The organism is Oscillibacter hominis (assembly GCF_014334055.1).
In the GTDB taxonomy this organism is placed as follows: Bacteria; Bacillota; Clostridia; order Oscillospirales; family Oscillospiraceae; genus Oscillibacter; species Oscillibacter hominis.
Genome location: NZ_CP060490.1, coordinates 2,688,776 through 2,713,939, shown reverse-complemented (window position 1 = coordinate 2,713,939; position 25,164 = coordinate 2,688,776). Strand labels below are relative to the sequence as shown.

The 25,164-nt window shown below is 60.9% G+C and carries 21 protein-coding genes and 1 other annotated feature; of the genes, 11 read left to right on the top strand and 10 right to left on the bottom strand.

What is annotated here, in order from left to right; all coding sequences use genetic code 11:
- Positions 1-97 precede the first annotated feature (97 nt).
- The 5 genes from H8790_RS13290 (at position 98) to H8790_RS13270 (ending at position 5,706) form a co-directional block, all read left to right on the top strand.
- Positions 98-1,657 (top strand): ABC transporter ATP-binding protein, encoded by a 1,560-nt coding sequence (locus H8790_RS13290; protein ID WP_187332993.1) that lies wholly within the window; start codon positions 98-100, stop codon positions 1,655-1,657.
- Positions 1,650-2,795, top strand: a complete 1,146-nt coding sequence (locus H8790_RS13285; protein WP_187332992.1) for an ABC transporter permease — start codon at positions 1,650-1,652, stop codon at positions 2,793-2,795. Before H8790_RS13290 ends, H8790_RS13285 begins: the two co-directional genes overlap by 8 nt.
- Entirely contained in the window at positions 2,788-3,768 is a 981-nt protein-coding gene (locus H8790_RS13280; RefSeq protein ID WP_187332991.1) for an ABC transporter permease, read from the top strand. Before H8790_RS13285 ends, H8790_RS13280 begins: the two co-directional genes overlap by 8 nt.
- Before the next feature lie 64 nt (positions 3,769-3,832).
- The gene (locus tag H8790_RS13275) at positions 3,833-4,777 is read left to right on the top strand and encodes a nucleoside hydrolase (RefSeq protein WP_187332990.1); all 945 of its coding nucleotides are present in this window, start codon (positions 3,833-3,835) and stop codon (positions 4,775-4,777) included.
- Positions 4,774-5,706: a nucleoside hydrolase gene (locus tag H8790_RS13270; protein ID WP_187332989.1), complete on the top strand. Its 933-nt coding sequence runs from the start codon at positions 4,774-4,776 to the stop codon at positions 5,704-5,706. The genes H8790_RS13275 and H8790_RS13270 overlap by 4 nt, the downstream gene beginning before the upstream one ends.
- A 114-nt stretch (positions 5,707-5,820) precedes the next feature.
- On the opposite strand, the gene H8790_RS13265 is transcribed toward H8790_RS13270, so the two are convergent.
- The 5 genes from H8790_RS13265 to H8790_RS13245 all read right to left on the bottom strand — a co-directional run bounded on the left by H8790_RS13265 (position 5,821) and on the right by H8790_RS13245 (position 13,682).
- Complete coding sequence (locus H8790_RS13265; RefSeq protein WP_187332988.1) at positions 5,821-7,914, bottom strand: glutamine synthetase III family protein; 2,094 nt, start codon at positions 7,912-7,914, stop codon at positions 5,821-5,823.
- Positions 7,915-7,953: 39 nt separating this feature from the next.
- Positions 7,954-9,531: an asparagine synthase B gene (asnB, locus tag H8790_RS13260; RefSeq protein ID WP_187332987.1), complete on the bottom strand. Its 1,578-nt coding sequence runs from the start codon at positions 9,529-9,531 to the stop codon at positions 7,954-7,956.
- Positions 9,532-9,572: 41 nt separating this feature from the next.
- Positions 9,573-9,809, bottom strand: a binding site (T-box leader).
- Between the two features lie 261 nt (positions 9,810-10,070).
- Positions 10,071-11,489, bottom strand: a complete 1,419-nt coding sequence (gene purB, locus H8790_RS13255; RefSeq protein WP_187332986.1) for an adenylosuccinate lyase — start codon at positions 11,487-11,489, stop codon at positions 10,071-10,073.
- A gap of 75 nt (positions 11,490-11,564) precedes the next feature.
- Complete coding sequence (locus H8790_RS13250; protein ID WP_187332985.1) at positions 11,565-12,839, bottom strand: adenylosuccinate synthase; 1,275 nt, start codon at positions 12,837-12,839, stop codon at positions 11,565-11,567.
- A gap of 129 nt (positions 12,840-12,968) precedes the next feature.
- The gene (locus H8790_RS13245) at positions 12,969-13,682 is read right to left on the bottom strand and encodes a DUF5714 domain-containing protein (RefSeq protein ID WP_187332984.1); all 714 of its coding nucleotides are present in this window, start codon (positions 13,680-13,682) and stop codon (positions 12,969-12,971) included.
- Positions 13,683-13,866: 184 nt separating this feature from the next.
- Here H8790_RS13245 and H8790_RS13240 point away from each other — a divergent pair, with 184 nt between their 5' ends.
- The 3 genes from H8790_RS13240 (at position 13,867) to H8790_RS13230 (ending at position 16,231) form a co-directional block, all read left to right on the top strand.
- A complete protein-coding gene (locus H8790_RS13240) occupies positions 13,867-14,400 on the top strand; it encodes a DUF6199 family natural product biosynthesis protein (RefSeq protein ID WP_187334327.1) in 534 nt (177 codons plus the stop codon).
- A gap of 273 nt (positions 14,401-14,673) precedes the next feature.
- Positions 14,674-15,192 (top strand): ECF transporter S component, encoded by a 519-nt coding sequence (locus H8790_RS13235; protein WP_207724192.1) that lies wholly within the window; start codon positions 14,674-14,676, stop codon positions 15,190-15,192.
- On the top strand, positions 15,185-16,231 hold the full coding sequence (locus tag H8790_RS13230) for a uridine kinase family protein (RefSeq protein ID WP_187332982.1): 1,047 nt from the start codon (positions 15,185-15,187) through the stop codon (positions 16,229-16,231). The genes H8790_RS13235 and H8790_RS13230 overlap by 8 nt, the downstream gene beginning before the upstream one ends.
- Before the next feature lie 75 nt (positions 16,232-16,306).
- Here the strand turns inward: H8790_RS13230 and H8790_RS13225 are convergent, their stop codons facing one another.
- Complete coding sequence (locus H8790_RS13225) at positions 16,307-16,678, bottom strand: RidA family protein (protein WP_187332981.1); 372 nt, start codon at positions 16,676-16,678, stop codon at positions 16,307-16,309.
- A gap of 153 nt (positions 16,679-16,831) precedes the next feature.
- Between H8790_RS13225 and H8790_RS13220 the strand changes: the two genes are divergently transcribed.
- A complete protein-coding gene (locus tag H8790_RS13220) occupies positions 16,832-17,392 on the top strand; it encodes a hypothetical protein (RefSeq protein WP_187332980.1) in 561 nt (186 codons plus the stop codon).
- A 240-nt stretch (positions 17,393-17,632) separates the two neighbouring features.
- Here the strand turns inward: H8790_RS13220 and H8790_RS13215 are convergent, their stop codons facing one another.
- From H8790_RS13215 to spoVAC, 4 genes are all read right to left on the bottom strand, one after another.
- Positions 17,633-18,487, bottom strand: coding sequence for a MetQ/NlpA family ABC transporter substrate-binding protein (locus H8790_RS13215; RefSeq protein ID WP_187332979.1), 855 nt, complete (start codon positions 18,485-18,487; stop codon positions 17,633-17,635).
- Between the two features lie 15 nt (positions 18,488-18,502).
- Entirely contained in the window at positions 18,503-19,189 is a 687-nt protein-coding gene (locus H8790_RS13210) for a methionine ABC transporter permease (RefSeq protein ID WP_187332978.1), read from the bottom strand.
- Positions 19,182-19,910, bottom strand: coding sequence for a methionine ABC transporter ATP-binding protein (locus tag H8790_RS13205; RefSeq protein ID WP_187332977.1), 729 nt, complete (start codon positions 19,908-19,910; stop codon positions 19,182-19,184). Before H8790_RS13205 ends, H8790_RS13210 begins: the two co-directional genes overlap by 8 nt.
- A 177-nt stretch (positions 19,911-20,087) precedes the next feature.
- Complete coding sequence (gene spoVAC / locus H8790_RS13200) at positions 20,088-20,522, bottom strand: stage V sporulation protein AC (RefSeq protein ID WP_187332976.1); 435 nt, start codon at positions 20,520-20,522, stop codon at positions 20,088-20,090.
- Positions 20,523-20,648: 126 nt separating this feature from the next.
- Between spoVAC and hemW the strand changes: the two genes are divergently transcribed.
- Complete coding sequence (gene hemW, locus H8790_RS13195) at positions 20,649-21,857, top strand: radical SAM family heme chaperone HemW (protein ID WP_187332975.1); 1,209 nt, start codon at positions 20,649-20,651, stop codon at positions 21,855-21,857.
- A gap of 239 nt (positions 21,858-22,096) precedes the next feature.
- Positions 22,097-25,075 carry an S-layer homology domain-containing protein gene (locus H8790_RS14010; protein WP_187332974.1) on the top strand — a complete coding sequence of 993 codons (2,979 nt, stop codon included), beginning with the start codon at positions 22,097-22,099 and terminating at the stop codon, positions 25,073-25,075.
- Positions 25,076-25,164: the final 89 nt, after the last annotated feature.

The window sequence follows — 25,164 nt, the reverse complement described above, 5'->3', positions numbered from 1 at the left end:
AGCAAATCAAACGTAAGAGGGGGCATCTGCCCCCTCTTGCCGTATCAAACCGGCCGTTCCCCGGCCGCAGAGTTCAGAGAAAGCGGGAGGAGCCCATATGGAAGAAGAGTATGTCGTCCAGATGAAGGGGATCACCAAGGTGTACCCCAACGGCATTGCCGCCAATCAGAATGTGGATTTTTCCGTCCGCAGGGGTGAAATCCATGCGCTGATGGGCGAAAACGGAGCGGGAAAATCCACACTGATGAAAATGCTCTTTGGCCTGGAGCAGCCCACGGAGGGCGAAATCCGGGTCAACGGCGAAAAGGTCAGCCTCACCTCCCCCACCGCGGCGATCTCCAAGGGGATCGGCATGGTGCACCAGCACTTCATGCTGGTGCCCAGCCTGACGGTGGCGGAAAACATGGTGCTGGGCATGGTTCCCAAAAAATCCGGCCTGTTCATTGACCGCAGGCGGGCCACTGAAATCACCCGGGAATACTCAGAAAAGTTCAACCTCCACGTGGATCCGGACGCCAAGGTCATGGACATCCCCGTGGGCATGAAGCAAAAGGTGGAAATCCTCAAGGCGCTGGTCCGCGGCGCCAAAATCCTCATCCTGGACGAACCCACCGCCGTCCTCACAACCCAAGAGACCTCTGAGCTCTTCAAAGAGCTGATTCACCTGAAAGATCAGGGATATACAATCATCTTCATCTCCCACAAGCTCAACGAGATCATGCAGATCACCGACCGGCTGACCATCATGCGCGCGGGTAAGTCCATGGGCGTCTATCAGACGCGGGACGTGACGCCGGAGAAAATCTCCCGGCTGATGGTGGGCCGGGACGTGGTGCTGAAGGTGGAGAAGGAGAAGGCCAGGCCCGGCGACACCGTGCTGCGGGTGCGGGACGTGGAATACGTGAACGAGTGGGGCAAAAAGATGCTGGATAAGGTGTCTTTTGACCTGCGAAAGGGCGAGATCTTAGGCATCGCCGGCGTGGAGGGCAACGGCCAGAAGGAGCTGGTGGATATGCTCTTCCATCTGAACACGCCCAACTCCGGCTCCATCGAGGTCAACGGGACCTCCATCCTGGGCCTCTCCCAGGGGCGGATCCGGGAACTTGGCGTCTCCCTGGTGCCGGAGGACCGGATGCTCTACGGCATTGCCGGCGGCGGCACCATCGAGGAGAACCTGATCGCCGACCGGTGCAGCGCCAAACGCCTCAACCGCGGCCCCCTGTTCAATATGAAGGCCATCCACGAGGAGTCGGACCGGCTGATCGGCGACTACACCGTGCTCTGCAAGTCCCGGGCCCAGCAGGTAAAAATGCTCTCCGGCGGCAACATCCAAAAGGTGGTGGTGGCCCGGGAGTTCTCCAACTCCCCGGCGCTGATCATCGCCGACCAGCCCACCCGGGGCATCGACGTGGGCGCCACGGAGTTCATCCGCCGCAAGCTGGTGGAGCTGTCCCGCTCCGGCATCGCGGTGCTGCTGGTCAGCGCCGACCTCAATGAGGTCATGGAGCTTTCGGACAGCCTGATTGTCATGTACGGCGGGAAAATCGCCGCCTATTTCGAGGATACGGACGCGCTGAACGACGAGATCATGGGCGAGTACATGCTGGGTCTTCAGCACCAGCCGTCCGAGCAGATCGGGAGGGTGTGCCATGAGTAAAAGAAGGAACCTGATCTTCGGCCTCGTCCGGGGCCTGGCCGCCATCTGCATCGCCCTACTTGTGGCCACCGTTCTTATTTTCATCTGCGCCGAGGGCGGCAGCTTCTCCCAAAAGCTCAGCCAGACCGCCGGCGCGCTGCACCAGCTGCTCATCGGCCCGGCCTTCCGTGCCAACGGCTCGCTGAGCATCAAAAACCTCTGCGACATCCTGGCCTCCATGATCCCCACCATCTTCACGGGCCTTTCCGTGTGCGTCATGTTTTCCGCCAACCAGTTCAACTTAGGCGGCGAGGGCGGCGCCATGCTGGGCGCCTTTGTGGCCGCGCTGTGCGCCATCTACCTGAACCTGGGCGCCGGCATCCATGTGGTGGTCTGCATCCTGGCCGGGGCGCTGGCCTGCGGCGCCATGATGCTGATCCCGGCGCTTTTGAAGGTGAAGCTGGACGTCAGCGAAATGGTGTGCTCGCTGATGCTCAACTATGTGGTCATGTACTTCATCAAGTACATGGTCAACAGCCATCTGGCCGACAAGAGCAAGGGCCAGATTCAGACCTTCCCCTTCCAGCCCACCGCCCAGGTGCCCCAGCTGGTGGAAAATGGCTCCAAGCTCTCCTGGGGCTTTGTGGTGGCCATCCTCTTTGTGGTGCTGACGGCCCTGTTCATGTACCGCACCCGCTGGGGCTATGCCATCCGCATGATCGGCATCAACAAGGACTTTGCCATGTACTCCGGTATGAAGGTGGGCGCCGTCATCGTCCTGGCCCAGGTGCTGGGCGGTGTGCTGGCGGGCATGGGCGGCGGGCTGGAGATGCTGGGCCGCTACAGCACCTTCTCCTGGAGCGCGCTGCCTGGCTACGGCTGGACCGGCATCACCATTGCCATCCTGGCGGGCAACAACCCCATCTTTGTGCCCTTTGCCGCCTTCTTTATGGCCTATTTGGACAAGGGATGCAATCTGATGTCCACTTACTCCGGAGTCCCCTACCAGCTCATCGACATCATCCAGGCAGTCATTTTCCTCTTCTTTGCCGCAGAGCAGTTCCTCTCCCGCTACCGCCAGAAGCTGGTGGTCCGAAGCACTCAGGAGGAGCTGGCCCAGAAGGCCGCCGCGGAGGAAGGAGGCGTGAAGCATGTTTAGCCTTTTGATCGAACGGATCCTTACCGCTGAGTTTTTCTTCTCCGTCCTGCGCATCACCGCGCCCATCCTCTTTGCCACGCTGGGCGCCGTGGTGGCGGAAAAGGCGGGCATCTCCAACATCGGCCTTGAGGGCATCATGATGGTCTCCGCCCTTTTCGGCTCCCTTTCCTGCTACTGGACCGGCAGCTGGTTCGTGGGGGTGCTGGTGGCGCTGCTCCTTGGCACGCTGATGGGCCTTGTGATGGGCTTTTTCGCCTTCAACCTGAAGACCGACATCATCCTTGTGGGCATTGCCATGAACATGGTGGGCTCCGGCGGCACGCTCTTCCTGGTCAAGGTCATCACCAACCTGACCGAGGGCAAGGCCCTGGCCTCCACCACCTCGCTCATCACCAAAAATCTGCAGATCCCCTCCTGGGATATTCCCCTGATCCGGAACATCCCCCTGGTGGGCGATATCCTCTCCGGCCACTGCATCCTGACCTATCTGGCCTTTTTGCTGGTGTTCCTCACCTGGGTCATGCTCTACAAGACCTCCCTGGGGCTGAACATCCGCTCCGTGGGGGAAAATCCCAATGCCGCCGCATCGGTGGGAGTCAGCGTACTGAAGATCAAATATGTGGGCATCGCCTTCTCCGGCGCCATGGCGGGCTTCGGCGGCGCGTTCATGTCCATGTACTACGCCATGGGCTGGTCCCAGGACATGGTGGCCGGACGCGGCTTCATCGCCCTGGCCGCCCAGGCCATGGGCGCCGGCGAGCCCCTTGGCTCCATGCTCTCCGCCCTGGTCTTCGGCTTTGCCCAGGCCCTGGGCATCAAGGTCTCCGCCCTTGGCGCAGACTCCAACCTGGTGTCCCCCATCCCCTATCTGGTCACCATTTTGGGCCTGGTGGTCTTCGCTCTTGCCACCCGGCGGCGCATCCGCCGCCAGCACTCTGCCGCCGCGCTGGCAGAGGCCGCCAAACGGGGATAGCCTCTTTCCCGGCAAGTAGGCAGTTCCCAGTATCTCTCAGTGAAGCAAGGGAGGGTTTCCATTGATGAAGCAACGCATTCCCGTGATCCTGGACGGCGATCCGGGCCACGACGACGCCATCGCCTGGGTGCTGGCCCGCTCCAGCCCCCGGCTGGACATTTTGGCCGTCACCTCCTCCAACGGCAACCAGACCATTGAAAAAACCACCTACAACGCCCTGCGGGTCTGCACGCTTCTGGGCATCGGGGCACCGGTGGCCAGGGGCCTGCCCCGGCCGCTGCTCAGCGAGGTGGTGAGCGCCGGGAACATCCACGGCCAGACCGGGCTGGACGGCCCCAAGCTGCCGGAGCCGGCCATGGCGCTCTCCCCTCTGAACGCGGTGGAGCTGATGGCCCAAGTCCTGTCGGAGGCCAGGGAACCAGTGACCATCGTCTCCACCGGCCCCCAGACCAATGTGGCGGCGCTGCTGCTGTCCCACCCGGAGCTCAAGCCCAAGATCGGCCGCATTTCCCTGATGGGCGGCGGCATCGCCTACGGCAACTGGACGCCGGCGGCGGAATTCAACATCCTCTGCGACCCGGAGGCGGCGCAGATCGTCTTCTCCTCCGGCCTTCCCGTCACCATGGCGGGGCTGGATGTGACGGAAAAGGCGCTGGTCTTTCCGGAGGACTTCCAGCGCATCCGGGCGGTGGGGAACCATGTGGCGCGGGTGGTGGCGGATTGGCTGGAGTTCTTCTACCAGTTCCACCGCTCCATCGGCTACGCCGGCGCGCCGGTCCACGACGCGGTGGCCGTGGCGGTGCTGCTGCACCCGGAGCTTTTCGAAACCCGGGACCTCTATGTGGAGGTCGAGACCTGCGGCGAGTACTGCCGGGGCTGCACCGTGGGTGACCTCCACGGCCGAACGGGCAGGCCGCCCAACGCCCGGTGTATTCTGGACCTGGACCGCCAGGGGTTTGTAGACCTTTTGGTGGAGGGCGCAGAAGGCTATGAGGAGGTGAAGGGATGATGGAGCGCATTCCCGTCTGGATTGACTGCGACACAGGCGTGGACGACGCGGCGGCGCTGTTGGTGGCCCACCGGCTCCCCCAACTGCGGATTGTGGGCATCTCCGCCGTGGCCGGCAATGTGGAGCTGCACCACACCTTTGAAAACGCCCGCCGGGTCTGCCGCCTGATGGGCGCGGACTACCCGGTGTACCGGGGCGCGGAGGGCCCGCTGCTGCGGCCGCTTACCACCGCGCCCTATGTCCACGGGGAAAACGGCCTGGGCGGCGTGGAACTGCCCCCCTCGCCCCTGATGGAGGAGACGCTTCCGGCCTGGGACGCCCTCTACGCCGCGGCACGGGCGGAGGGCGGACACCTGCAGGTGATTGCCATTGGGCCGCTGACCAATCTGGCCATTGCACTGAGCAAGCACCCGGACCTGAAAGACCTGGTGGAGCGGATCGCCATTATGGGCGGCGCGGCCCAGGGCGGCAATGCCACCCCCTGCGCGGAATTCAACATCTTTGTAGACCCTCACGCGGCCCAGATGGTCTTCCAGTCCGGCATCCCCATCGTCATGTGCGGCCTGGATGTGACGATGGATGCCTATCTCTCCCCCAAGGAGGTGGAAGAGCTGGGCCGGGCCGGGACGCCAGTGTGCCGGTTCTTCCAGCAGAGCACCCGGCTGGCCATGGCCTTCAGCGAACGGGTCAGCAAGCCGGGCCTCTGCCTCCATGACGTGTGCCCGGTGCTGTACCTCACCCATCCCCAGCTCTTCTCCGGCGAGGAGGCCGGGGTCTATGTGGAGACCCGCGGCTCCATCACCACGGGCAAGACCGTCACCGACCTCTGGAGCGACAAGCAGTTCCCCCAGCACAACGCTTTTGTGGTGCTGGGCGTGGACCGCCCCCGGTTTGTGGAGATCGTACGTTCCATCCTGCTCAGCTACTGAACCGTAAGTAAACATAAGGGGGGCCCGGAGCGCACTGCGCTCCGGGCCCCCCTTATGAACAGAAAAAGGATTCGTTTGCAGGTAGAGAAGGATTGCTGCCGGGCGCCGTCCCGATCAGACGGAAAACAGCAGGGTGCTGTAGGTCGGGAAGGGCCAGTAGTCCCGGTCGGTGATCTGCTCCATCTCATCGGCCAGCACACGGGCCTTGCCCATCAGGGCAAAGATCACATTGTGGTAATAGTGCATCTGCTCCTCCGTGCTGCCGGAGGGCACCTGGGCCAGGGCCGTCTCCAGCTCCTCGGTGATATCGGCCAGGGCGTCGGTCTTCTCCGTCACCCGCATGGCAATGGACTGCTCATAGCGGCAGGGAAGGCCCGCCTCTTTCAGGGTGTGGAGCCGGTTGCACAGCACGGCGCCGTAGTTGGAGACAGCGGGCAGAATCTCGTGGCGCAGCATGTCGACCATGGTGGTGGCCTCGATGGAGAGCACGGTACAGTAGTTCTCCATATGGATTTCCTGGCGGGCGGCCATCTCCTGGGCGGTAAACACGCCGTGCTTTGTGAACAGTGCCACATGTTCAGGGTCGGTATAGTGGGGCAGTGCCTCCGCTGTGGTCTTCAGGTTGGCAAGCCCGCGGCGCTCCGCCTCTTCGATCCAGGCGGCCTCATAGCCATTGCCGTTGAAGATGATCCGGCGGTGTTCGGTCAGCGTCTCCCGGATCAGCTTCTGGAGATCGCCCTGGAAGTCGCTGGAGGCTTCCAGGCGATCGGCAAACTGGCTCAGCTCCTCGGCCATCATGGTGTTCAGGGCGATGTTGGGCCCGGCGATGGACTGGGTGGAGCCCAGCATGCGGAACTCAAACTTGTTGCCGGTGAAGGCCAGGGGGGAAGTGCGGTTGCGGTCGGTGTTGTCCATGGGGATGGAGGGGAGCACATCCACGCCGATCTCCAGCGTCTTTTTCCCGGCATCGGTATACTCCCGGCCGGAGATGATGGCGTCCACCACAGCGCCCAACTCGTCGCCCAGGAAGATGGAGATGACGGCGGGCGGCGCCTCCTGGGCGCCCAGGCGGTGGTCGTTTCCAGCAAAGGCCACCGTGCAGCGCAGCAGCTTCTGATACTCATCCACACCCTTGATGAAGGCGGCCAAAAACAGCAGGAACTGGGCGTTCTGGCTGGGCGTTTTTCCGGGCTTGAAGAGGTTTTTGCCCGTATCGGTGGCCAGCGACCAGTTGTCGTGCTTGCCGGAGCCGTTGACGCCGGCAAAGGGCTTTTCATGGAGCAGGCACACCAGGTCGTGGCGGTCCGCCACCTCTTTCATCAGGTCCATGGCCAGCTGGTTGTGGTCGCAGGCCGTGTTGGCGTCGGAATAGATGGGGGCCATCTCATGCTGGGAAGGGGCCACCTCGTTGTGCTTGGTCTTGCTGAGCACCCCCACCTTCCAAAGTTCCTCGTCCAGGTCCCGCATATAGGCGGCGACCCGGGGGCGGATGGCGCCGAAGTAGTGATCGTCCAGTTCCTGGCCCTTGGGCGGCTTTGCGCCGAAGAGCGTCCGGCCGCAGAGCCTCAGGTCCTCCCGCTTTAAAAACGCCTGCTTATCCAGCAGGAAGTACTCCTGCTCCGCGCCCACCTGAGGCGTGACCCGGCGGCTTTCCGTGTCGCCGAAGAGGCGCAGGATGCGGATGGCCTGGCGGCTGACCTCATCCATGGAGCGCAGCAGCGGTGCCTTCTTGTCCAGCACCTCGCCGGAGTAGGAGCAGAACACCGTGGGGATGTACAGGCTGGTGCCCTTGATGAAGGCAAAGGAAGTGGGGTCCCAGGCGGTGTAGCCCCTGGCCTCAAAGGTGGCCCGCAGCCCTCCGGAGGGGAAGCTGGAGGCGTCGGGCTCGCCCCGGACCAGCTCCTTGCCGGAAAACTCCATGACCACCTTGCTGCCGCCCTCCACAGGAGTGATGAAACTGTCGTGTTTTTCCGCGGTGTAGCCGGTCATGGGCTGGAACCAGTGGGTGAAGTGGGTGACACCCTTTTCGGTGGCCCACTGCTTCATGGCCTCCGCAATGTCGTTGGCAATGGTCAGGTCCAATGCGGTGCCCTCTTCGATGCACTTGCGCCACGCCTTGTAGGATGCCGGGGACAGGCGCTGCCGCATGACCTCCTCATTGAATACCATGCTGCCGAACAGCTCGGGGACCTGGGTGGTTTTGGACATAGCTTTTCCTCCTCTATCTGAATCTTGACTGATTCCCTCTTATTCGCCGCTGCCGCCGTAGTTGGCCAGGACCCGGGCGGAGGGGTCGTTGACGTCGCAGCCCTCCCAAGACCTGTTGGGCATCCAAAAGTCCTTGACCATGGGCGCCTGGCCGGGGTAATACCGTTCAAAAATCTCCCGGTAGAGCAGGCTCTCCTTGGTGAAGGGAATGGCAAAGCCGTACTTTTTCCGCTTTTCCTCATACGCTTCATCGGAGTAGACTGCCTCGGCATACTCCTTCAGATCGTCCACCATGGAGTGGCCCACTGCATCGGAAAAGGCGGCCTTCTCCCGGTAGAGAATGTCATGGGGCAGCAGGCCGCCCTCAAAGGCATGGCGCAGCAGATACTTCCCCTTGTGGTAGACGTTCCTCTTCTTGGCCGGGTCCACGCTCATGACGTAGCGCACGAACTCCAAATCCCCGAACGGCACCCTGGCCTCCATGGAGTTGACGCTGATGCAGCGGTCCGCCCGGAGCACATCATACATGTAAATCTCATCAATCCGTTTTTTTGCCTCCTCCTGGAAGGCCTCCGGCGACGGTGCAAAATCGGTGTATTTATATCCGAACAGCTCATCGGATATCTCGCCGGTCATCAGCACCCGGATGTCCGTCCGCTCGTGGATGGCCTTGCAGCAGAGGTACATGCCCATGCTGGCCCGGATGGTGGTGATGTCGTAGGTGCCCAGCAGGGCAATCACCTCTTCCAAAGAGGAGATGACCTGATCCCGGGTCATATAGACCTCCGTGTGGTCGGCGCCGATGTAATCGGCCACCTCCCTTGCGTACTTGAGGTCAATGGCGTCCTTGTCCATTCCGATGGCAAAGGTGCGGATGGGTGTTTTAAGCAATTTCGCGGAGATGGCGCACACCAAGCTGGAGTCCAGCCCGCCGCTGAGCAAAAACCCCAGAGGCGCATCGGCGTCCAGCCGCTTCTTCACGCCGGCCACCAGCTTATCGCGGATGTTGGCGCAGACGGTCTCCAGGTCGTCCTCACAGTACTCCTTCACCGTGGTCAGGTCCGCATAGCGGACAAACTTCCCAAAGGCGTAGTAATGTCCCGGCGGGAAGGGACGGATTTCCCGGCACAGGCCCACCAGGTTTTTTGCCTCGCTGGCAAAGACGATGGCGCCCGCCTTGTCATAGCCGTAGAAAAGGGGCCGGATGCCGAGGGGGTCCCGGGCGGCCACCAGTGTGTCTGTCATGCTGTCGTAGAGAATCAGCGCAAACTCCGCGTCCAGCCGGGGAAACATGGACAGGCCGTACTCCCGGTACATGGGCAGCAAAAGCTCACAGTCGCTGCCGCTCCGGAAGCGGTAGTGCTCCTCCAGCTTCTTTTTCTGTTCCCGCCAGTTGTACAGCTCGCCGTTGCACACCACCAGGTCGCCCTCCAGTTCAAAGGGCTGCATGCCGGTTTCCTCCAGGCCCATGATGGCCAGCCGGTGGAAGCAGAGATACCCGGATTTGGTCTCCACAATGCGGGACATGTCCGGTCCCCGGGACTTGGTGCGGTCGAAATAGGTCCGGATTTCCTCCCGGCTGACGGTCTTTTTGCTGAATCCCATGATTGAACACATAAAAAGGCACCTCCGAATCAAATTTGCAGCATTCTCCCTTTTCTTAGGACGAATGCTGCGATCCGCGGTGCCACCTAACTTGCTGCCTAAAGACAGCCCCTTTCAAGGTTCCAATAAACCCGTGCGGTATAACGGCCGCAGCCCGTCTCCCCTACTTGCAGTTGTTCGGTTCGCCGCTCCGGAGTGTTATTCCCTCAGGCTCTAAGTGCGGGGTTCCCACTCTCTCCCGCTCACTGGAACCGATTTCCCAAGGTACTTCTCTCCATCTTCGCTTTTGCTGTATTCTGTTGGTTTTGCAAGTTCCCTTCCGGTCCGCTGCAAAATTTATGTTTCGCAGTTTATCACCACAGCGGTCCGCTGTCAATATAAATTTTCACAAAATCGCAAACAAAGTTGACTAAAATTTTTGTCTGTAAAAAAATACAAAAAATTCCTTTTTCCTTCCTTGTATTTACTGCAATCAGTCAACGCTTTCCATTGACCGACCACATGGCAATGGAAAGCGCCGGAGAACATACGTTCTCCGGCGCAATTGCTTTTTACAGGGTGATCTCCTGGCCGTGCTCCGCCTTTTCCGAAAGCAGTGGCCGGACGGAGGCCACATAGCGCTCCACCTGCTGGGCGCAGCGGCCTGTGTAAAGGGCGGGATCCAGCAGCTCCCGCATCTCCTCCCCGGTCATGGCAAAGGCGCTCTCAGCGGCCAGACGCTCCAGCAGGTCGCACCGTTCCCCCTCCTTCATGCGCCCGGTGGCCTCCATGGAGCAGCGGCGGATGATCTCGTGGAGCTGCTGACGGTCGCCGCCCCGCTTCACTGCCTCCATCAGCAGGTTTTCCGTGGCGATGAAGGGAAGGTACTCACGCACCGTGCGGTCCACGATCTTCTCGTTGACGTGGAGGCCATTGGTGACGTTCTGCACCAGGCGCAGTATGGCGTCGGCGCAGAGGAACCCCTCGGGCAGGGAAATACGCCGGTTGGCCGAGTCGTCCAACGTCCGCTCCATCCACTGGACGGAGGCAGTCATGGGGGCGTTCATGGCATCGGCCATCAGGTAGCGGCTCAGGGAACAGATGCGCTCGCAGCGCATGGGGTTTCTCTTATAGGCCATGGCGGAGGAGCCCACCTGCTTGTCCTCAAAGGGTTCTTCCACCTGCCGGTCGTGCTGCAGCAGCCGCAGGTCGTTTGCAAAGCGGTAGCAGCTTTGGGCAATGGAGGAGAGCACGTTTAAAATCCGGCTGTCGGTCTTGCGGGGGTAGGTCTGGCCGCAGACCGGGAAGCACTGGGCAAAGCCGAACTCCTCGGCGATCAACCGGTTCATCTCGTCAATCCTGTCCGTGTCCCCCTCAAAGAGGTCCAGGAAGCTTGCCTCCGTGCCTGTGGTGCCCCGGCAGCCTAAGAACTTCATGGAGCCGATGACAAAATCCAGCTCTGCAAGGTCGCTCTCCAAGTCCTGCAGCCAGAGGGTGGCCCGCTTGCCCACGGTCACCGGCTGTGCTGGCTGGTAGTGGGTGTAGCCCAGGGTGGGCATGGCCCGATAGCGCTCCGCAAAGTCGCAGAGGTTGCTCATGGCCGCCAGCAGCTGGCGGCGCAGATAGCGCAGCCCCTCCCGGTAGAGGATCAGGTCCGCGTTGTCAGTGACATAGCAGGAGGTGGCGCCTAAGTGGATGATGCCGGCGGCCTTGGGGCACACCTGGCCGTAGGCGTAGATGTGGGCCATGACGTCGTGGCGGATTTCCTTCTCCCGGGCGGCCACCACGTCGTAGTCGATGTCCTCCGTATGGGCGGCCAGCTCCTCCACCTGCTCCGCGGAAACCGGCAGGCCCAGCGTGTGCTCCGCCCGGGCCAGGGCCACCCACAGCCGGCGCCAGGTGGAAAAGCGCATGTCCGGTGAAAAGAGGTGCAGCATATACTCCGAGGCGTACCGGGACGCCAGGGGCGATTCGTAACGGTCTTTGCGCATGAGACAAACCTCCTGTCAGATCATCGTCGGCAGACTTTAAAAAGCCCTCCCGCGGCTGGCGCGGGAGGGGCAAGCTCAGCGGATGACGATGGACTCCCGCTCCGGGCCAACGGACACATAGCCGATGCGGCAGCCGATCCGGGATTCAATGTACTCTACGTACTTCCGGGCCGCCTCCGGCAGGTCCTCCCACTTCCGGGCGCCGGAGATGTCGCACTGCCAGCCGTCCATATACTCGATCACAGGCTTGGCCGCATCCAGCATAACCGGGAAGGGGAACTCGTTGCTCTCTCTGCCGTCCACCAGATAGTGGGTGCAGACGGGAATTTTCTTCATATAGCTGAGAACATCCAGCTTGGTCAGCGCGATGTTGGTGGCGCCCTGCACCATCACGCCGTAGCGGGTGGCCACCAGGTCGATGGGGCCCACACGGCGGGGCCGGCCGGTCTTGGCGCCGTACTCACCGCCCGCCTTGCGCAGCTCCTCCGCCTCGTCGCCGAACCACTCGGCGGTGAAGGGGCCCTCGCCCACGCAGGTGGAGTAGGCCTTCACCACGCCGATGACCTCCTCAATCCTTGCGGAGGGCAGCCCGGACCCCACGGGGGCATAGGCCGCGATGGCGTTGGAGGAGGTGGTGTAGGGATAGATGCCGTAGTCCAAGTCCCGCAGGGCGCCCAGCTGGGCCTCAAAGAGGACCTTCTTGCCCTCGTCCTGGGCCCTGCGCAAAAAGGCGCCGGTGTCGCAGACATAGGGGCGGATCTTCTCGCCGTACTCGGCGATCCACCGCTCCAGGTCCTCCATGGTATAGGGCTTGGCCCCATACACCTTCTCAAGGGTCAGGTTCTTCCACTCCAAAAGGTCGGCCAGATGGCGGCGCAGGTGCTCCGGATAGAGGAGCTCGCCGGCCATCACCGTCTTTTTCTGGTACTTATCGCTGTAAAACGGGGCGATGCCCTGCTTGGTGGAGCCGTACTTCTTGTCCTTCAGCCGGGCTTCCTCCAGTCCGTCCAAATCCCGGTGCCAGGGCAGCAGCAAAGAGGCCCGGTCGCTGACCTTCAGGTTCTCCGGCGTCAGTGCCACGCCCTTGCTCATCACATCCTGCATCTCAATCCACAGGTTCTCGCAGTCCAGCGCCACGCCGTTGCCTAACACGTTGACCACGCCCTTGCGGAAAATCCCGGAGGGCAGCAGGTGCAGCGCAAACTTGCCGAATTCGTTCACCACGGTGTGCCCCGCGTTGCCGCCGCCCTGGTAGCGGACCACCACGTCGTAGTCAGAGGTGATGAGATCCACCATACGGCCCTTTCCCTCATCGCCCCAGTTGATGCCAACAATCGCGCAATGTCCCATAAAAAGCCCTCCCGGTTCTTGTTTTCTTCTGTAGGGGCCGCAAAAACCCCAAACCTTATTAAGTATACAGGAGAAAATTCCATCAGTAAAGATGCAATTTGATATCTTAACTATAAATTTTACTAATGCCTATATCATATCCCCGGCACCCAACCGGTTGTACGGGCAGCGGCGGCCCAGGCACTGCTGATTTTCCGATGAAAAGCCGCACACGATGGGGCCTTCCAAATCCATCTCCACATGCAGATGCTCCCGGGCAAAACGGACAGCCAGCACCAACGCGGTGAAGGAATTGCGCTTACAGCACCGGGGGCCGCCCAGGCGGCTGATCTGCTCCAGCACCAGGGAGGTCATCCGGTTGGAGAGCGCCCAGCTCTCCCGCTCCAGCGGCGTGGCGCCGGTGGCGATGCTGACAAACATGCCCGCGCTGGCCGCAGCGCCGCAACAGCCCCAGAATCCACAGGCACCGCCGGGCACCTGGCGTCCCCGGTTCTCCATCTCATAGAGGGCCGCGGGCCAGTCCAGCTCTCCTCCGGCGTTGTGATAGGCGGTCAGCAGCACGCTGCCCACCAACACGTGGTGCTCCGGCCCGTGCATATAGACATAGGGGTTTTCCATAATCTCCCGGGCCAGCTTTACCGGATCGGTCAGCCTGCTGTGCAGGCAGCTCCAGCGGATGGCAGCCAGCCCCTTTGCCGCGTGGCAGTCGTCACAGACAAAATGCCCGTCCTCACAGCTGGCGTTGGATGGAAATTTTTTATGGCAGAATACGCACTCCATCTCCCGGGCCGTGTCGAAATACCGCAGGGGTTTCCCGCAGACAAGACATGCGCCTCGCTCCATAGTATGCCGCCTCCTTGCTTGTTCCCGTCTTTCGACGGCTGCATTTATGATATCCGACCGATGGGTGGAAGTCAACAGCAATCACCATTTGACCAGGGGAAGAGCAACTTTTTCTTTTCCCGGACAACATTCTATGATAAAATAGGAAAAAGTGTATATTCGGAATTGTGGAAGGAGGTGCGGGATGCAAATGCGTCTTTTTGCGCTGCCGGTCTTGCTGCTCTCGCTGCTGTGCGCCTGCGGGAGCCCGGCCCCCTCAACCAATTATGAGGTCAGCCAGGACGGCTGGGAGTTCGTGGTGGACACCGAGCAGCAGACCATCACCCACGGCGACGATGTGTTCCGGTACACGGTGGGAGGCCGGACGGTGGAGATCACCTATCCCGACGGTTCCACCTATTTTCGGACCTACGACAGCGCAGGCTGGCACGGCGGCTGGAGCGACGATTACTCAGAGGACCGGTACATCCCCGGCGACACGCTGGTGGAACTGCTCTCCGACGGGGCACAGCCGGAAAAGAGTTCCGGCAATTCTCCTTTCATCGGTGTGCTCCTTTTGGCCATAGGCGGCTTCAACGCCATCTCGCCCCAGACCTCCTGGTACCTCAGCTACGGCTGGCGGTTCAAAAACGCCGAGCCCAGCGACGCCGCGCTGCTGCTTGGCCGCTGCGGCGGCGTGCTTGCCGCGGTCATCGGGCTCTTTTTGCTGTTTCTCTGAGGTGACGCCCCAATTCTCCTGCTTATGTAAAATCACAGAGCCAAAAAGGAAGCCGCCGAAGCTCTTAGCATACACAAAGCTCCATTGACACAGCCGGTTTCGTGTGGTAAAATACTCCGGAACCGACAGGAAGCCGGTCCACACCGGCCCAGCCGGTTTCGCGTCTCCGTACATTGTGATACCAGGAAGGTATCTGTTTTCAGCAGAAAGCAGATGCCTTCCTTATATTTTTTTGCACCCAACGTGCGTGCGATACAAAGGAGAGAACCCCATATGAACCTCAAAAAGCTGACGGTATCCGCCCTGATGCTGGCCCTGTGCATGGTGCTGCCCTTTCTCACCGGCCAGATCCCCCAAATCGGCAGCATGCTGCTGCCCATGCACCTTCCCGTGCTGCTGTGCGGCTTTCTGTGCGGCTGGCCCTACGGCCTGGCGGTGGGCTTCATCGCCCCGCTTCTGCGCTTTGCCATGTTCGGCATGCCGCCGATTTTCCCCACCGGCATGGCTATGGCCTTTGAGCTGGCGGCCTACGGTGCCTTTACCGGTGTCTTCTACCAGCTGCTGCCCAAGAAGACCGGCATGCTCTTTGTCTCGCTGATCCTGGCCATGGCGGCAGGCCGTGTGGTCTGGGGCATTGCGGAGTGCTTCCTCCTGGGGCTGGGCGGCTTCACCTGGGCGGCCTTTGTCTCCGGCGCTTTCCTCAATGCCATTCCGGGCATCATTTTGCAGATCGTCCTGATTCCCGCCATCCTGATCGCCCTGCGGAAAGGAAACCTGATGCTTGATGAGTGAGTTTACATCCATTCTCCGCCGCCATGCCGGCGTCTACAGCGCCATGGAGTGCGCCGATGCCGTAAAGCTCTGCTATCAGGCCGAATTCGGCGGCGAACACCTGCTGGGTGATGCGGAGTCCGCCCTGGCGCTCATTAGAAAGGAGTCTCCCTCCGCCCCAGCGGACACGGCGCTCAGCGAGCCCTGCGGGGAGCGGGTCTCCCGGCTGTACCTGGGCCCCGCCCGGGAGGCGGGGCTGAGGGAGGAGACGATTGCCCAGCTCTTCTGCCGTTCGGCGGAGGAGCGCAGCGGCAGCGCTGACGGCTTTTTGCGGCGGCTGTCCGATTTGAAGGAGAACATAGACGCCTTTTCCTTCGACCTGCAGGCGCTGGACCGCTTTTTGGCAGGCTATGACTTCTCCTCCCTCCCGCCGCTGCGCCACAGTGAGTCCTACCGGCGGCTGTACCGTCCGGCTTACCGGCTGATTTCCGCCCGATATGAGCAGCTGCTGCCTCTTCTTTGCGCCATGGAGGACGTGCTGCGGAAAAAGGGCCGGGTGGTTGTGGCCCTGGACGGCAACTGCGGAGGAGGAAAAACCACCCTGGCAGAGCTGCTGGCCCCCCTCTATGACAGCACGCTGATCCATATGGACGACTTTTTCCTGCCGCCGGAGCTGCGCACCCCTGAGCGCCGGGCCAGGGGCAACGTCCACTACGAGCGGTTTCAGGAGGAGGTGCTCACGCCCCTTATTCGGGGGGAGTCCTTTGCCTACCGGCGGTTTTCCTGCCGCCAGGGAGGCTACTGCGGCACTGTCCGCACAGAGGTACGGCCCGTCACCATCATAGAGGGCACCTACAGCTGCCATCCCTACTTTGGCAGCGGCGCCTACGATCTGCGGGTATTTGTGGAAACCCCGCCGGAGGAGCAGGCCCGGCGCATCCGCCTGCGGGGCGGAGAGGACTCCTACGAGCAGTTCCGTACCCTCTGGATCCCGCTGGAAAACCAGTACTTTGCAGCCAATCAGACCCGGGCTCGGGCGGACCTCATCATACGGACGTAAGATCGTCAGTCCACGGGAAATGAAGCAAGTCCAACGGCATAAAAAAAGAAGGAGCAGATGCTCCTTCTTTTTCATTTACAGCTCTGCGACTGCCTCCACTTCCACCAGAGCGCCCTTGGGCAGAGCGACTACGGCAAAGCAGGAGCGGGCGGGCCGGTCGGGGAAATACTTGGCATACACCTCATTGAAGGCAGCAAAGTTCCCCATGTCGGTGAGGAAGCAGGTGGTCTTCACCACCTTGGAGCAGTCGGATCCCGCCGCTTCCAAGACCGCCTTCAGATTGGTCAGCGCCTGTTCGCTCTGGGCCGCGATGTCGTCGCCCACCAGGGCGCCCGTGACAGGGTCCAGGGGAATCTGGCCGGAGGTGAATACAAAGTTGCCGGTGGATTTTGCCTGGGAGTAGGGGCCTACGGCCGCGGGGGCCAGGTCGGTATGGATGGTCTTCATCTGCAGCACTCCTTACGTTATATTCTTCTTTCGTTATACCACATTCTCCTCTGTCCCACAAGAATTTTTCCGCTTGCACGCAGCCGTGCAATTTCCTGTAAATACGGGCGGAAGGTTGATTTCCCGTATCTCTTCAGAATGAAAGGAGCGCTTATGAACCATACGCAAACCTATGAGCTCAACCAGTGGGAGGACAGCGACCGCATCCTCCGCACGGATTTCAACGCCGACAACCAGAAATTGGAAAACGCCCTGGGGGCCAAGCTCCAGTACTACAAGCTGAAGGAAGTGGTCACCCAGGAGAAGGCCGCCCGTGTGGAGGTGGACGTCACTGACATCAACTTTGCCGACTGGAAGTACCTGGTGGGTGTGCTGACGCCCACCAGCGTGGGAACCTGCAGCTGGTGGTACTCTCCCCCCGGCGGGACCACTAACAAATGCTCCTGTGACTCCATGGGCAACTTAGGCTCCGATTTCGTGGGCCTGGGCAGGTTTTATTCCTCCAGCTCCACGCTGAACACCGTCTACATGATCGCCCTCATCCTCCACAACCCTGCCCAGTACCTGCGCGGCATCACCTTTGGCGGCGTTTTCTTCTATGGAAAAAGCAACACCTACACGTACGAAGGCCTCAGCGCCCTGGTGCTTAACGGCGCCAGCGACACCGACTTTATCGGGGCCGGGTCAAAGATCGAGCTCTGGGGGGTGAAGTAGATGACCATCGACGTTTTAATCTGCCGTGCCGACGGCACCCAGGAGCTGGTCCGCCGGGAGGTTCCGGAGGACTACTTTGAATCCACTCCCCAGACGGAGGAGGAATCCTAATGAGGCGGCGCGGAAACTTTTGTTTCCGCGCCGCCTGTTTTTTCAGTTCACGGACAGCATCGGCCAGCGGACCGCAAGGGAAAAAATCCTGTGAAAGAATCGAGTGGCATTCTGCCCATCGCGCTCTTCTCAATAGTCAAATGTGACCTGATCATCGCTTTCATAGAATGCAAATACGCCGGGGAGCTGTTCGTCGATGGCATCCCGGACGCTCTGCTCTTTGAAGCACTCGGCATAGGCTACGGCCCAATCGGACTGGGCATCCTCCCCCCGGACAATGGCTCCCATGGGATAGTTGATCATGACGGAGTCCCGGACAATATAGGAGGCAGGGTCCTTGCCGGCATTGCTCATATGGGTGAAGAATACGCAGGCCGCGTCCATGTCCGTCAGCGCTGCCACGGTCTGGGCCTGATCCATGTCGATAATCTGCAGATTCTTGGGATTTGCAGTGATATCGGCAGTGGTATAGGTATCCACGGATTCATCCAGTTCGATCAGTCCCGCATCCCGCAGGATCATCAAGGCAATGGACATATTCTGGGCATCATTCATAATCGCGATCTGCGCGCCATCGGGGATTTCATCGATCGCTGTGTATTTTTCAGAATACAGGCCGATTCCTGTGTAATACCCATAGGGCTTGACCATGGTTAGGTCGGACCCGTTGTTTTCATTATAGGTCTGGACATAGCGGGCGTGCTGGCCCAGGGCCATGTCCACCTCGCCGGCGGCACAGGCCTCCAATACCACAGGGTTGGAATCAAACATGACAAATTCCGTCTGGTAGCCTTTGTCCGCAAAGCGAGACTCAATGGCCTCATAGGTGATTTGGGATATGGCGGTCACACCGATCTTGATGGTCTGCAAAGAGTCGGTCGAGGCGCCGCTGGACGCGCTGCCGGAGGCGGCAGTTCCGCAGCCGGTGAGAGACAAAGCCAGCAGCAAAGCCGCTGCAGTCATGCGAATCATTTTGTTTTTCATCTTTTTGTTCCTTTCTTATTTCAGCCGCTGGTAAAGCAGCTTGCTCAACGATTGCAGCAAACTCACAATGACGATCAGGATGACAACGACAACGTACATGATTACGTAGTCGAATTGCTGGTACCCATAGGTCAGGGCGATTGCGCCAAGGCCCCCGGCGCCCACCGCGCCCGCCATGGCCGACATGTTGATCATGTTGATCAGCATGATGGTATAGTTGGAAACCAGAACAGGCAGCGCCTCAACAAACAGCACCTTCCAGATGATCTGGAAAATAGACGCTCCAAAAGACTGCATGGCCTTTACAAGCTTCCGGTCCACAGTCTGCAGGGCGGATTCCGTCATTCTGGCCGCGAAGGGGAAGCAGCCCAGGGTAATGGCAAAGATGGCGGCCTTGGTGCCGATGGTGGTTCCGATGACCGCCCGCGTCAGAGGGCTGACCGCCACAATCAAAATAAATGTGGGAAACGAGCGGATCACATCGGTCACCCGGCTCAAAATCCCATATATGTACCGGTTTGGCAAAAGCCCATCCCGATCGGTGACATACAGCACCGAACCAAGCACCATGCCGATGGCAATGGAAAAGACCGCTGAAACCGCCACCATGGTCAGGGTTGACCCTATGGCCGGCAGAATGACAGTGGGCAGGTACTTAATCAGTCTGGATTTGGCGAATTCCGCGGCAAGCGTGCTAAGCATCCGTCAACTCCCCCTTCAAAGAACGCAGCGCAATGGAGGGCCGGTCAAAGAGGCTCTCCGCCATGCCCTCCTCTGCAACTCTGCCCTGCTCCAAAATGCACACGCGATTGCAGATGGACTCCACAATGTCCAGTTGATGGGACACCAAAACGATGGTAATTCCATATCTGTGGTTGATATCCTGCAGCAGCTTGACAATGGATATCGCCGTCTTGGGATCCAATGCAGAGGTTGCCTCGTCAGAGAGCAGATAAGAGGGATTCAGCGTCAGGGCGCGGGCAATGGCCACCCGCTGTTTCTGTCCGCCGGAGAGCTCTGCGGGCCGAACCGCCAGTTTCTCTTCCAGGCCTACAATTTCCGCCAGCTCCTCCACCCGCCGTTTGATTTTGACCCGGTCATATCCCCAGCACTCCAAGGGCATTGCAATGTTGTCAAATACGTTTTTCCGCCCGATCAAGGAAAAATCCTGAAAGATCATCCCCACATTTTTGCGAAATATCCTCAGCTCCCGGCGGCTCAGCGTCTCCACACGGAGCCCGTCCACGTCGATCGTACCGCTTTCAAATTCCTCCAGACGGTTGATGCAGTTCAGCAGCGTGGATTTCCCCACGCCGCTTTGTCCCACCACGCCATAGATGTCGCGGGGTTCGATGGTGAGGCTGATGTCGTTGAGGACGGCCTCATCCCCATATTTTTTTGTCAGATGCTCAATTCGAATCAAATGCGTTCACTCCATTGACAGTCTTCCCAAGCACAGAGGGGCTCCTTGGGAACAGGAAGCCCTTTTTACTTTAATTAGGCAGCGGGAGTTTGTCCAACGGATAATATCGATAAAAATTCCTTATAATAGATCAAAACATTAAAAAGGAAAAGGCAGGGGGAAACCCCCTGCCTTTTCCTATGCCCCCATCAGGCACAAAATCACGCCGTAAATCACGCTGGCTGTGACGCCGAAAACGATCACCGGACCGGCGATGAGGAACATCTTGGTGGCCATGCCGGTGATGATGCCCTCGCTTTTGAAATCAATGGCCGGCGAGACCACCGCGTTGGCAAAGCCGGTGATAGGCACCAGCGTGCCCGCTCCGCCGAACCGGGCCAGCTTGTTGTAGAGGTTCAAGCCGGTGGCCAATGCGGAGAGAAACACCAAGGCCTCGGACGTGGCGGTCCCCGCGTCTTCCTTCCCCAGGCCCAGCGCGCTGAAGCCGTTCATAATCAGCTGCCCCAGCACACAGATGGCTCCGCCGATGACAAAGGCCAGAAGCAGATTCTTGGCCAGGGGGGACTTTTTCTGCTTTTGCTTGACGTAAGATTGGTACTCCTTTGGTGTCATATCGCTGCCTCCTTCCGCCTTGTAGTTTCTCCCTATTTTGAGAAAACTATCCCCTTTTCCTTGCCAAAGCCGGTCAAAGGCGCTACACTATGTGCGGATTCAACGATTGGATGGGAGAGATTCCGCATGAAAGAGCCGAAACGCCCCCTTGGGCTTTATATTCACATCCCCTTTTGCAAAAGCAAATGCATCTACTGCGATTTCTACTCCCTGCCGGAGCGGGAAGGGAGGATGGATGCGTATGCCAAGGCCCTCTGCTCCCATCTGAAAGAGGCCGCTCCCCGGGCCCAGGGGCACAGCGTGGACAGTGTCTATTTCGGCGGGGGCACCCCCTCCTACTTGGGAGCCTCCCGGCTGTGCGCCATCCTGAAGGTCATCCGAAAACACTACGGCGTGACAAAAGACGCTGAGATCACCCTGGAGGCCAATCCTGACTCCGCCGACAGCTATAAGGACCTGCGCGCCCTGCGGCGCTGCGGCTTCAACCGCATTTCCCTTGGGATGCAGTCCGCCGACGACGCGGAGCTGCGCGCCATCGGCCGCGTCCACACCATGGACCAGGTCCGCACCGCCGTGGAGAATGCCCGGAAGGCCCGGTTCCCCGATGTGTCGCTGGACCTCATCTACGGCCTGCCGGGGCAGACCATGGAGCGCTGGCAGGAAAACCTCTCCGCCGCCGCGGCCCTGGACCCGGACCATCTTAGCTGCTATGGGCTGAAGGTGGAGGAGGGCACGCCTCTCTATCAGGCCAAAGACCGCCTCGCTCTGCCCGGGGACGATCTCCAGGCGGACATGTACCTCTACACGGTGGAGTTTTTGCAGCACATGGGCTACCGGCAGTACGAGATTTCCAACTTCGCCCGTCCGGGCCATGAGTCCCGCCACAACCTGAAGTACTGGACGCTGCAGGAATACGCGGGCTTCGGCCCCGGCGCCCACTCGGATTTCGGCGGCGTCCGCTATGCCTATGGCCGTGACTTAGAGGGCTACATCCAAGGCGTCCTGACCGGTTCGCCCATGGTCTCCGAATCGGAGCGCATCCCGCTTACAGAGCGGGACACGGAGTACATCATGCTGCGCCTGCGGACAGCCCTTGGGCTGGACGTGAGGGAGTTTGAACGGACCTTCCGCCGGCGCTTTGACCCGCTGGAGCCCCTGATGCGCCGCTTTGCCCAGGCCGGCTACGCCCTGGAAGAGGACGGCCGCTGGCACCTGACACCCACAGGCTATTTGGTCTCCAACCAGATCATCGGTGCGCTGCTGGAGGCCCTGGCGGCGGACAAGGCCCGACGCGCCAGCGCCCGGGAGCAGGGGGATTTCCGGGTGGAACACTGATCGAGGCCGCTTGCCGGAAGCCTGGGCTTCCGGCAGCTTTCTTTTTCCCCTCTTTTACGGCGGGCCTCCATACAGCTGCCCCATGCAACTTTTTCCGCTCCCGCTCCGTCTAAAAGAAAATTCGTCCCACAGCATTCCCACGGATTTTACGGTTTACATTTTTCCCGGAGCGTGCTATGCTATGTGGGACTGTATCGGTATTATGTATACCAAGAGAATGTACTAAATGGAGGCAACGCATGAGAAAGTTCCTGTGCAGAGCAACATCCCTGATCTTAGCGGCGGTGCTGGCCAGCGCCTCGCTGTCCGCTGCGGCATCCTACGCCATGGGTGACGACCTGACCAACGTCTCCACCGGCCTGCATGAGGAGACGCAGCTGAACACCAGCGTGTTCTGGAGCAGCGCGTATTCCGATCTGCGGACGGAGAACGTGGTGACCTATGTGCCCAGTGAATCCGTCACACCCATCGTCACCTACGGCGGCGCGATCACCCAGCGCTCCACCGTCTCCGCCACCGCGAAGGCGCTGGAAGCCCAGGGCTACCGGGTGGTCGCCGGGATCAACGGCGACTTCTATAACACAGGAAACGGCGTGCCCATCGGCCTCGTGATTACGGAGGGGCAGATCCGCACCGGCGCCGCCGCTTACCACGCCATCGGCTTTTGCGCCGACGGCACCGCGGTGCTGGGAAAGCCGGGCATCAAGTACTCCATCAACTTGGGGCAGAACGCCTCCGGCCAGACTGTCATCCGCTCCATCACCGACGTGAACAAGGCACGGGTCTCTGAGGGCGGCATCTACCTCTATACTTACGACTTCAACGCCAAGCACACCAACGGCACCACTGAGCCCGGCGTGGACGTGGTCTGCTCCATTGTGGACGGCTCGTTGTCCATCGGCACAGAGATGACCCTTCAGGTGGAGCAGGTGCTCACCGACGCCTCCGCCACCGCTGTGGGCGCCAACAGCGTGGTGCTCTCCGCCAACAACAAGACCGGTACCTACTACACCGACGCGCTGAAGAACCTGACACCGGGCCAGACGCTGACATTGTCCGTCACCGCCTCCGACACGCGCTGGAACGACGTGGAGTACGCCGTGGGCGCCCTCTACTCCCTGGTCTCGGGCGGAGCGGTCGCCTCCGGACTTCCCAGCGGGCAGGCGCCCCGCACCGCCATTGGCCAGAAAGCCGACGGCACGCTGGTCTTCTACACAGTGGACGGCCGCAAGAGCGGCCACAGCATCGGCGCCACGCTCTCCCAGGTGGGCCAGCGGATGGTGGAGCTTGGCTGCGTCACCGCACTGGGATTGGACGGCGGCGGCTCCACCACACTCTCCGTCACCTCCCCGGACACCACCTCCGCCTCCACCATCAACACCCCATCCGAGGGGTCGGAGCGGTCCGTGTCCAACCACGTCTTTTTGGTGGCCTCCAACTCCTCCACCGGCATTCTGAGCCATTATTATGTCAAGCCCGAAAGCTCCTACGCCCTCACCGGCAGCACGGTCAGGGTGTCTGCCTCCGGTGTGGACACCAACTATATCCCCATGGACGCGGGCTATGACCTGTCCTCTTCCGACGGCACCGTGGAAAACGGCGCCGTGATCCTGCCCGCCTACAGCGGTGACGTCACCGTCACAGCCTCCGGCGAGGGCCGCAGCGGCAGCGCGGTCATCCACACGGTGGACAAGGTGGACAGCCTCAGCATCTCCGGCCCCGCCGGAGCCCTTTCGGCCGTGACCATTGCCCCGGGGGAAAGCGTCCAGCTGACGCCCAAGGCAACGTACAACCACCTCTCCCTCTTCTCCTCCGCCAGCGCCTATACCTGGAGCATCTCCGGCGACGTGGGCACGGTGGACGCCGCCGGTAAGTTCACCGCCTCCCTCCAGCCCGGCACCGGCACCCTCACCGTTTCCGGCGGCGGAAAGAGCGTCTCTTTGCCCGTCCGCGTGACCTCTTTGTCCCTGAACACCCTGGAGGACTTTGAAGGCGGCCTGGTCGAGTGGAGCGCCTCCACCTCCGGCACCGCGCTGGAGCGCAACACCAACGTGGAGACTGTCCGCTTCGGCAAGGCCTCCGGCGCGCTGAGCTATGTCATGGATGAGGCAACCTCCAGCGCCTCGCTGTTCCTCACTTCCCTCAGCTTCAAGGCCAACTACAACCGGCTGAACCTTTGGGTCTACGGCGACGGATCCGGAAACACCCTCTCCGCCACCACCTTTGACGGCGCCAACTACAGCTCCGTGACGCTGGCCGCCCTGGACTTCACCGGCTGGAAACAGCTCAGCGTCAAGCTGCCTGAGGGCGCCACGTCCATCACCGACCTGACCGTCTCCGGCACAACGCCCTCCGGCACCATCTATCTGGATCAGATCGTGTGCTCCTACAACGACATTGTGGATCAAACCGCCCCCGCCGTCACCGCCTCTCTCTCCGGCACGGCCCTGAGCGGCGCCGTGTCCGACGAGGTGGACGGCCTGCTGCCCAAGGCGAACATCTCCGTCACAGTGGACGGCAAGGCGGTTTCCTTCAACTACAATGAATCCACCGGCGCCGTCTCCGCCGCCGTGGCGGTGGGTGACGGCAGCGGCCACCGGGTGAGCATCATTGCCACCGATGCCTCCGGCAACATCAGGCGCGCCTCGGCGGACGCGGCCTCCACCGCCCAGGCCCCCCATTTCAGCGACACTGCCAATTACTGGGCCTCCGCCTATGTGGACTACCTCTACACCTCCGGCATCACCACCGGCTATGCCGACGGCACCTTCCGCCCCTCCCGCAACATCTCCCGCCAGGAGTTCGCCGTGATGCTGTACCGCTACCTGGGGCTCAGCGCCGGAGCGTATGAGTCCGTGGAGCTGCCCTTCGCGGATCTGGATCAAATTGGGGACTTTGCCCTGACCGCGGTAAAGGCGCTGTATACCGAGGGCATCCTCAACGGCACCATGGGCTCCGACGGCCGGCTGTACTTCAAGCCCGCCTCTTCCATTACCCGGGCCCAGGCCGCGGCCATGATGGGCCGCACCCAGCCCAAGGGCTACACGGAGTCCACCCTGTCCTTCACCGACACGGCCTCCATTCCCGCCTACGCCGGCTACTATGTCTCCACCATGGTCTCCCAGGGCGTCATCAGCGGCTATGAAGACGGCTCCTTCCGGCCCAACTCCCCCATCTCCCGGGGACAGATGGCAAAGATTCTCTACAACCTTCTGTAACAGGAAAGCTCCCGCCGCACTGGCGGGAGCTTTCTTAACGGATCGTTGATTGCCTTTTTTCCCATGCCATGGTATACTGGCAGCATCGC

What these genes read in the sequence shown, in the direction of transcription:
- H8790_RS13270 (WP_187332989.1), top strand. Translation starts at nt 4,774, where the DNA reads ATGATGGAGCGCATTCCCGTCTGGATTGACTGCGACACAGGCGTGGAC.
- H8790_RS13235 (WP_207724192.1), top strand. Translation starts at nt 14,674, where the DNA reads ATGAACCTCAAAAAGCTGACGGTATCCGCCCTGATGCTGGCCCTGTGC.
- hemW (WP_187332975.1), top strand. Translation starts at nt 20,649, where the DNA reads ATGAAAGAGCCGAAACGCCCCCTTGGGCTTTATATTCACATCCCCTTT.
- H8790_RS13265 (WP_187332988.1), bottom strand. Translation starts at nt 7,914, where the DNA reads ATGTCCAAAACCACCCAGGTCCCCGAGCTGTTCGGCAGCATGGTATTC.
- H8790_RS13215 (WP_187332979.1), bottom strand. Translation starts at nt 18,487, where the DNA reads ATGAAAAACAAAATGATTCGCATGACTGCAGCGGCTTTGCTGCTGGCT.
- purB (WP_187332986.1), bottom strand. Translation starts at nt 11,489, where the DNA reads ATGCGCAAAGACCGTTACGAATCGCCCCTGGCGTCCCGGTACGCCTCG.
- H8790_RS13275 (WP_187332990.1), top strand. Translation starts at nt 3,833, where the DNA reads ATGAAGCAACGCATTCCCGTGATCCTGGACGGCGATCCGGGCCACGAC.
- H8790_RS13210 (WP_187332978.1), bottom strand. Translation starts at nt 19,189, where the DNA reads ATGCTTAGCACGCTTGCCGCGGAATTCGCCAAATCCAGACTGATTAAG.
- H8790_RS13290 (WP_187332993.1), top strand. Translation starts at nt 98, where the DNA reads ATGGAAGAAGAGTATGTCGTCCAGATGAAGGGGATCACCAAGGTGTAC.
- H8790_RS13280 (WP_187332991.1), top strand. Translation starts at nt 2,788, where the DNA reads ATGTTTAGCCTTTTGATCGAACGGATCCTTACCGCTGAGTTTTTCTTC.
- H8790_RS13220 (WP_187332980.1), top strand. Translation starts at nt 16,832, where the DNA reads ATGAACCATACGCAAACCTATGAGCTCAACCAGTGGGAGGACAGCGAC.
- H8790_RS13250 (WP_187332985.1), bottom strand. Translation starts at nt 12,839, where the DNA reads ATGGGACATTGCGCGATTGTTGGCATCAACTGGGGCGATGAGGGAAAG.
- H8790_RS13285 (WP_187332992.1), top strand. Translation starts at nt 1,650, where the DNA reads ATGAGTAAAAGAAGGAACCTGATCTTCGGCCTCGTCCGGGGCCTGGCC.
- H8790_RS13225 (WP_187332981.1), bottom strand. Translation starts at nt 16,678, where the DNA reads ATGAAGACCATCCATACCGACCTGGCCCCCGCGGCCGTAGGCCCCTAC.
- H8790_RS14010 (WP_187332974.1), top strand. Translation starts at nt 22,097, where the DNA reads ATGAGAAAGTTCCTGTGCAGAGCAACATCCCTGATCTTAGCGGCGGTG.
- asnB (WP_187332987.1), bottom strand. Translation starts at nt 9,531, where the DNA reads ATGTGTTCAATCATGGGATTCAGCAAAAAGACCGTCAGCCGGGAGGAA.
- H8790_RS13230 (WP_187332982.1), top strand. Translation starts at nt 15,185, where the DNA reads ATGAGTGAGTTTACATCCATTCTCCGCCGCCATGCCGGCGTCTACAGC.
- H8790_RS13240 (WP_187334327.1), top strand. Translation starts at nt 13,867, where the DNA reads ATGCAAATGCGTCTTTTTGCGCTGCCGGTCTTGCTGCTCTCGCTGCTG.
- H8790_RS13245 (WP_187332984.1), bottom strand. Translation starts at nt 13,682, where the DNA reads ATGGAGCGAGGCGCATGTCTTGTCTGCGGGAAACCCCTGCGGTATTTC.
- spoVAC (WP_187332976.1), bottom strand. Translation starts at nt 20,522, where the DNA reads ATGACACCAAAGGAGTACCAATCTTACGTCAAGCAAAAGCAGAAAAAG.